General features: G+C 73.6%; 6 protein-coding genes and 2 pseudogenes. 2 read left to right on the top strand and 6 right to left on the bottom strand.

What is annotated here, in order from left to right; genetic code table 11:
- The coding region (locus AOK11_RS25910; protein WP_157869449.1) for a DUF4349 domain-containing protein at positions 1-668 on the bottom strand (668 nt) is incomplete at its 3' end.
- Positions 669-824: 156 nt separating this feature from the next.
- Here AOK11_RS25910 and hemG point away from each other — a divergent pair.
- Together hemG and hemQ are read left to right on the top strand one after the other, a co-directional pair.
- Positions 825-2,284: pseudogene (gene hemG, locus AOK11_RS25905) on the top strand (protoporphyrinogen oxidase).
- 5 nt (positions 2,285-2,289) lie between these two features.
- A complete protein-coding gene (hemQ, locus tag AOK11_RS25900; protein WP_055596132.1) occupies positions 2,290-3,021 on the top strand; it encodes a hydrogen peroxide-dependent heme synthase in 732 nt (243 codons plus the stop codon).
- Positions 3,022-3,082: 61 nt separating this feature from the next.
- On the opposite strand, the pseudogene AOK11_RS45385 reads toward hemQ, so the two are convergent.
- The 5 genes and pseudogenes from AOK11_RS45385 to AOK11_RS25880 form a co-directional block, all read right to left on the bottom strand.
- A pseudogene (locus AOK11_RS45385) lies at positions 3,083-3,267 on the bottom strand (alpha/beta hydrolase); the annotation flags it as partial.
- 161 nt (positions 3,268-3,428) lie between these two features.
- A complete protein-coding gene (locus AOK11_RS25895) occupies positions 3,429-4,310 on the bottom strand; it encodes a TIGR04222 domain-containing membrane protein (protein ID WP_079035086.1) in 882 nt (293 codons plus the stop codon).
- Positions 4,311-4,448: 138 nt separating this feature from the next.
- The gene (locus AOK11_RS25890) at positions 4,449-5,780 is read right to left on the bottom strand and encodes an MbnB/TglH/ChrH family RiPP precursor modification enzyme (protein ID WP_055596131.1); all 1,332 of its coding nucleotides are present in this window, start codon (positions 5,778-5,780) and stop codon (positions 4,449-4,451) included.
- A 232-nt stretch (positions 5,781-6,012) separates the two neighbouring features.
- Positions 6,013-6,708: a DNA alkylation repair protein gene (locus AOK11_RS25885; protein ID WP_055596130.1), complete on the bottom strand. Its 696-nt coding sequence runs from the start codon at positions 6,706-6,708 to the stop codon at positions 6,013-6,015.
- A 49-nt stretch (positions 6,709-6,757) separates the two neighbouring features.
- Positions 6,758-7,033: aminoacyl-tRNA hydrolase (locus AOK11_RS25880; RefSeq protein WP_206188926.1), on the bottom strand; the 276-nt coding region annotated here is incomplete at its 5' end.

The raw sequence follows: 7,033 nt of genomic DNA, 5'->3' as shown, positions 1-7,033 counted from the left end.
CGGGCGAGCAGCGCCTCCAGGTCGGCCTGACGGGTGCTGAGTTCGCCCTCCAGGGTGACCACGTCACTGAGCCGGGTGGCCTGGTCCATCAGCTCGCGGATCCGGGCCACGCTGGCGCGCTGCGTCTTGATCCGGCTCTCGACGTCGACGACCTGGTCGGTGACGTCCTCCGCCTTCGCGCTGCGTGCGACGAGCTTGCCGGAGCCCTCGAGGTCCGCGAGGACCTTGTCGTACTTCTCGGCGGGGACGCGCAGCACCACGCGCGTGAGCTCGTGCCCCTCCTCGTCCTGACGGGTGGTCTCGTCGCCGACGTAGCCGCCCGCGTTCTCGGTGGTCGTGCGCGCCTCGGCCAGTGCCGTCGGCGCGTCCTTCACCCGCACGGTCAGGGAGGCGGTGCGGATGATGTGGCTCGTGGCGGTGCTTCTGTCCGCGGGCGGCGCCGTCGCCGGCGAGCCGTCCGCCGAGCTGCCGGGGGCCCCTTCCCGCGCGGCTCCTTCCTTCGCCCCTCCCCCGGCGTCCGCCCGGTCGCCGGCCTGCGAGAGGGCGGCCTTGTCGTCGGACCCGCCGGAGTCGGAGCTCGCGCCGCTGCATCCGGCCAGGGCGAGGGCGGCGGCCAGCAGCAGGCCCGTCATGGCGTGTGCCGGCCGTGCGGAGCGTCGTGTGCGCATGTGGGTTCCCCCCGGGTTCGTGACCACTGACGTTCCTTCGACGCCGGAGGGCGGTGGAACGATGACGCGGAACGGTCCCGAAGCGGTCACGGTAGGGACTCGGGAGGGCCGTACGGCCCTGGTGGGGTTGCCGGCGGCATCTGAGAGGGTGGAGCCATGAGCGGATCACACACGGGTGCGGAGCAGCGGGTCGTCGTCGTGGGAGCCGGCATCGCCGGGCTGGCCGCCGCGCACCGGCTGCTCGGGCGCGGGGCACGGGTGACCGTGCTGGAGGCCTCGGAGCGGGTCGGCGGCAAGCTGCTGCCCGGCGAGATCGCGGGCGCGCGCGTGGATCTGGGCGCCGAGTCGATGCTGGCCCGCCGCCCGGAGGCGGTGGCCCTCGCCCGTGAGGTGGGCCTCACCGACCGGCTCCGGCCCCCGGCCACCGCGACCGCGTCGCTGTGGACCCGCGACGCCCTGCGCCCCATGCCCAAGGGCCACGTCATGGGCGTCCCCGGCACCGCCGCCGCCCTGGCCGGGGTGCTCTCCGACGAGGGCCTCGCCCGGATCGGACAGGACGCCGAGCTGCCCCGCACCGAGGTCGGCGACGACGTCGCCGTCGGCGCGTACGTGGCGGCCCGGCTCGGCCGCGAGGTCGTCGACCGGCTGGTCGAGCCCCTGCTGGGCGGGGTGTACGCGGGCGACGCGTACCGCATCTCGATGCGCTCCGCCGTCCCCCAGCTGTTCCAGGCCGCGCGGACGCACACCTCCCTGACCGAGGGCGTCCGCGAGATCCAGGCCAGGGCCGCCACCGCGCAGCAGACCGGACCGGTGTTCATGGGCATCGAGGGCGGCGTGGGCACCCTTCCGCTCGCCGTCGCCGAGTCGGTGCGGGCCCGCGGCGGGGAGATCCGCACCGGTACCCCGGTCACCGAACTGCGCCGGGAGCCGGCCGGCGGCTGGCGGGTCGTCACCGGGGAGCGGGAGCTGCGCGCCGACGCGGTCGTCGTCGCCGTACCCGCACCGGCCGCCGCCCGGCTGCTGCGGGCCGAGGCGCCCGGCGCCGCCGCCGAGCTGGCCGGCATCGAGTACGCCTCCATGGCGCTCATCACGCTCGCCTACCGCCGCGCGGAGACCGATCTTCCCGCGGGCAGCGGATTCCTGGTGCCGCCGGTCGACGGCCGCACCATCAAGGCGTCCACCTTCGCCTCGCACAAATGGGGCTGGATCGACGAGGAGAACCCGGACCTCACGGTCCTGCGCACCTCCGTCGGCCGGCACGGCGAGACGGAGATCCTCGGCCGTGACGACGCCGGCCTCGTGGAGGTCTCCCGGCACGACCTGAAGGCCGCCACCGGCCTGGACGCCACCCCGGTCGCCACCCGCGTCACCCGCTGGCAGGACGGCCTGCCCCAGTACCCCGTCGGCCACCACGCGCGCGTGTCCCGGGTCCGCGAGCACCTCGCCGCCCTCCCGGGGCTGGCCGTGTGCGGCGCGGCCTACGACGGCGTCGGCATTCCCGCGTGCATCGCGAGCGCGTACGACGCCGCCGACCAGATCCACGGTGAGGTCCCGCACGACGTGCGGGACGTCACCGCCACCCGGTGAAAACCCTCTACGGAGGAGCAGGAGAATAAGGGACATGACCGACGACGCCACCACCCCCGCACCCGACCGGATCCCGAACAAGGGCAAGCTGGCCAAGGACCTGAACGAGGTCATCCGCTACACCCTCTGGTCCGTCTTCAAACTGAAGGACGTGCTGCCCGAGGACCGCGCCGGGTACGCCGACGAGGTCCAGGAGCTGTTCGACCAGCTCGCCGCCAAGGACGTCACCGTGCGCGGCACGTACGACGTCTCCGGTCTGCGCGCCGACGCCGACCTGATGATCTGGTGGCACGCCGAGAGCAGCGACCAGCTCCAGGAGGCGTACAACCTCTTCCGCCGCACCAAGCTGGGCCGGGCCCTCGAGCCGGTCTGGTCGAACATGGCGCTGCACCGGCCCGCCGAGTTCAACCGCTCGCACATCCCGGCGTTCCTCGCCGACGAGGAGCCCCGCGCGTACGTGAGCGTGTACCCCTTCGTGCGCTCCTACGACTGGTACCTGCTGCCCGACGAGGACCGCCGCCGCATGCTCGCCGACCACGGCAAGATGGCCCGCGGCTTCCCCGACGTGCGCGCCAACACGGTCCCCTCGTTCTCCCTCGGCGACTACGAGTGGGTCCTCGCCTTCGAGGCCGACGAGCTGTACCGCATCGTCGACCTCATGCGGCACCTGCGCGGCTCCGAGGCCCGGATGCACGTCCGTGAGGAGATCCCGTTCTACACGGGCCGCCGCAAGGACGTCGCGGAACTCGTCGCGGGCCTTGCCTGAGCAACGGTGACCGGGCCTGATCAGGCCGCAGGCCGGGGCTCCGTCTTCGCGGACGGCTCCGGCTCCGCCGTGGTGCCGGTTCCGGGCGCGGTGCGCAGGACGCGCGCCGCCCCGGGACCCGGCCGGTGAGCAGATACGCCTCCAAGTGGCCGTTCCGCAGGCTTTGGACCCGCCGGCGACACCAGGTGTACCGGTGTCCCGCTCGGTCGCCGGCGCCGACCCCGCGAGCCGCCGGTGCGGCTCCAGGCGCGACGGCCGGCGCGGTGAGCAGCAGAGACCCGGCGGCCGAGTGGACGACGGCAGTTCTCGTCGTGTTCCCTCCGGTGCACGGCGACCGGGGCGATCGACCCGAGGGATGCTTCGTCCGGCGGGCGGGGCAGGGCAGGCACCGTCGGCGGGTGTCGCCGTCAGTGCTCCCGTGCGCCCCCGAAACCGGAGCCGGGGTCGTCCTCCGTGCGGTGACGGCCGAAGGCGCCGCCCGGACGGTGCCCCGGAGCGTGGTCCGGGTGGTGCTCGCGATGCGCGAAGGCCGCACGCAGATCCGGTTCGCCGACCGCGCGGATGCCGTGCACGGCTACCGACGTGAGGTACGTACGCTCGTCGCCGGCGGCGGTGGCGTGTGCGCCGGCCCTGGGCAGGGGGCCCAGCAGACGCCGGCCGGCCGGGGAGGCCCACAGCGCGTACGGGGGGACCTCGATCCGCGCGATGACCAGGCAGCTCAGGGTCAGGGTCAGCGGCAGTGCGAACCACAGGGCGACCAGATGACGCGGCAGGTACGACGCGGCCGGCAGCAGCAGCGCGACGGCGCCCAGTCCGGCCACGGCCAGCGCGGCGAGCCGTACCCGCCGTATGCCGTCGACGATCGTGGTGGCCGCGCCGTCGGGCACGGCCAGCCCGGCCCGCTCCAGCCGGTCGGCGAGGCCGCGTACCGCGTCCGTCGTCGCCGCGGCGGCCCGCACCGGGGCGATGAGGGACTGCCCCTCCGGCCCGATGACCCCTATCACCGACCGTTCCATGTCGTCCCGTCCGAGCGGATCGACCACGGTCGCCCAGCCGGTGCGGGCCAGCAGCAGCCGGCGCTGACGCGCCATCGCGACCAGGGTGACGTCGGCGACCCGCCGGGGGCCGCCGGACAGGAACGCCGTCTCGTACAGCGTCAGATCACGTCCCCCGCCCCCGGCCGTGCCCACGTCGTGGACGGCCGCAGCGCGGACGGCGGCCAGGCACAACCGTGTGCAGGCGACGCCGGCGACGGCCCATGAGACGAGCAGGAGGAGCACCCAGAGCATGACTTGTTTGTAGACGACACGGTCCCGGAAGCACCATGCCCTGTTCATCATCCGGACGGAGTGTTGTCTGCACGTGACGTTCCGTTTGACCGGCCGGGTCCCGGAAACGGACCCCGCTCCGGCTCGCGTGCCCCGTCCTCAACGCCGCAGCAGCACCCGCCGCGTGGCGCGCGCCAGCCGCACTGCGGGCCGGCGCGACCGCGGCACCGGCCCGGACCGCTCGAGCCACCACTCGCGCAACTCCCGCAGCGGCACCTGCTCGTCCTGCCGCTCCCGCCGTCCGGAGGAGAGCAGCAACTGCTCGACGAAGTCCAGGGCGTCCTGCCGGTAACCTCCGGTCATCGGCCGCTTCTGCGCATGGGCGAGGAAGACCTCCCGATACCGCTCGCCGAGCATCACCGGCAGCTCGGGCGCCACCTTGGCGACGACATCCGCCCGCTTCGCGGCGAGCGCCCGCGCCTGCACGGCCATCCGCACCCGGTCGAACCCCTCGGGCACGGGCGTCCCGGCGACCAGCGAGGACAGCACCGCCGCCTGGGCGAGCGCGACCCGCTGCCGCGCGGGTTCGCCGGAGCCGGATTCCCCTACGGAGCCGGAGCCGGAGCCGGCTCCGGAGCTCTTCGCCTGTGCCGTGCTCCGTGCGGTCGCCCCCTTCTCCACCGCCTCCCGAATGGCCGTCAGCTCCCGCTCCAGCTCGCCCGGTTCGGGGAAGTTCTCGTCCCGTTCCAGGAGCACGCCGGGAGGGGAGACCCGGGAGGCGAGGTCGGTGAGGATGTCCAGTACCGGCCGGGGCACGGGGTGGGCGTGGCTGTCGTGCCAGACACCGCCCCGCTCGACGCCGCCCGCGACATGGACGTACGCGATGGCCTCCAGGGGAAGTTCGGCGAGCGCCTTCGCCGGGTCCTCACCGCGGTTGACGTGGTTGGTGTGCAGATTGGCCACGTCGATGAGCAACCGTACGCCGGTGCGGTCGGCCAGGTCGTACAGGAACTGGCCCTCGGACATCTCCTCACCGGGCCAGGAGAACAGCGCCGCGATGTTCTCCACGGCGAGCGGTACGGGCAGGGCGTCCTGGGCGATCCGGACGTTCTCGCACAGCACGTCGAGCGCGTCCCTGGTACGCGGCACCGGCAGCAGGTGACCGGCCTCGAGCCGAGGGGAGGCGCTGAGCGGCCCACCCGCCCGCACGAACGCGATGTGCTCGGTGACCAGCGGCGACCGGAGTGCCGTGGCCCGCTCGGCGAGCGCCTCCAGCCGTCCCGCGTCCGGCCGCTCGGCCCCGCCGAGCCCGAGCGCGACCCCGTGCGGCACGACGGTCACCCCACGTGCGCGCAGCCGCAGCAGCGACTCGGGGACATGCCCGGGACACACGTTCTCGGCCACCACCTCGACCCAGTCGATCCCCGGCATCCGCTCGACGTCCCCGGCGATCTCCGGCCGCCACCCGATCCCCGTCCCGAGTCGCTCCATGTCACTGTCCCCCTTGTCCACCGGCCCCCGCCGCACGTGCCGTGGGTATGACCCCGATCCGCACGGCCGAACCCCGGACCGCCCACCTTCAGAGCAACTTTTGAGCTTTCGGGCAGGAACTGCTGGAGGAGCCCCCGGAAAGGACACGCGGCGGGACACCGTTGCGGCCCGGCCCGGACAGGCCCCCCGTCCACAACGCCCCGCCGGTGGTCGCGGGAACGCCGACCGTCGGTCAGGCCACCGTCCCGTCGTGCCGGCGGCGGACCATCTCGGTGATCCAGGTGGGCGCGTACGGAGACGTGCACCCCGGGGAAGTGGGGTAGTCCTTGAGCACCTCCAGGCGCTCACCGATACCGAGGGCACGGGCGCGGTGCTCGGCGTGTTCGATCCCGATCTGCGCCAGGCAGTGGTTCATCGCCCACTGCAGGCGATCCGGGGCGTCCTTCATCTCCGCCTCGATGACGTCGAGCAGCCCTTCGAGGTCGAGGCCCTCGGGCTTCTTCGCCACGCGTTCGGTGGTCAGTGCCCAGCCGGCGCTCGCGACCGCCGGATCCGGATCCGCGGACCACGTCAGGCGCAGTTCTTCCGAGTGCGGGCTCTTCTTCACCACGTAGTTCACGAGCCAGTCGTGCACCTTGGGTGCGCGCGCCCCGCGCACCATGACGTCCAACTCGTCACGTTCGAACACCTTCGGGCGGCAGATCAGGATCGCCAGCAGTCTCGCCGCGGTGTCGCCCGTCTCCCAGAGCTCGCGGGCGAGTTCCTGCTGCGTCCTCAGCCGCTTCGCGAGCGCACGCAGCTTGCCGAGGTTCACACCGTGATCGTCACCGTGTCTCTCGTTCACCTCGCGTGCCTTCGGGTCCTCGAGCTCGGCCAGTTCGGCCGTCACCTCGGCCACCGTCGTCCCGGTCGGCTTCGTCCCGGCCACCTGGGCCTCCTGTTCGTCGCGTGCGGGATGCAGCCTACGGCGGAGGCCGTCAACGGAGGGCGGGATGGTCCGCGACGACCGTGCTGGAGCCCGGGGCGATCTCCGTGAAGCCCGCGTCACGGACCAGGGGGAGGCCGCTGGTGACCAGGGTGGTCCAGTGGGACGGGGCGGCGGGACGGACGGAGAGGGGGAAGCCGGCGTCGCGCCAGGCGCCGCGGTCCTCGTCGGTCAGCTCCCACCACGCCAGTTGGGCCGCGTGGCCCGCCTGGGCCATCGCTTTGCCGGCCGACATGTCGAGGTCGGGGTTCAGCCAGAGGACGGGGGC

The organism is Streptomyces hirsutus, assembly GCF_001418415.1.
Classification (GTDB): Bacteria; Actinomycetota; Actinomycetes; order Streptomycetales; family Streptomycetaceae; genus Streptomyces; species Streptomyces hirsutus.
The sequence above is the reverse complement of the archived record's forward strand: the minus strand, read 5'-3'. Positions and strand labels throughout refer to the sequence as shown.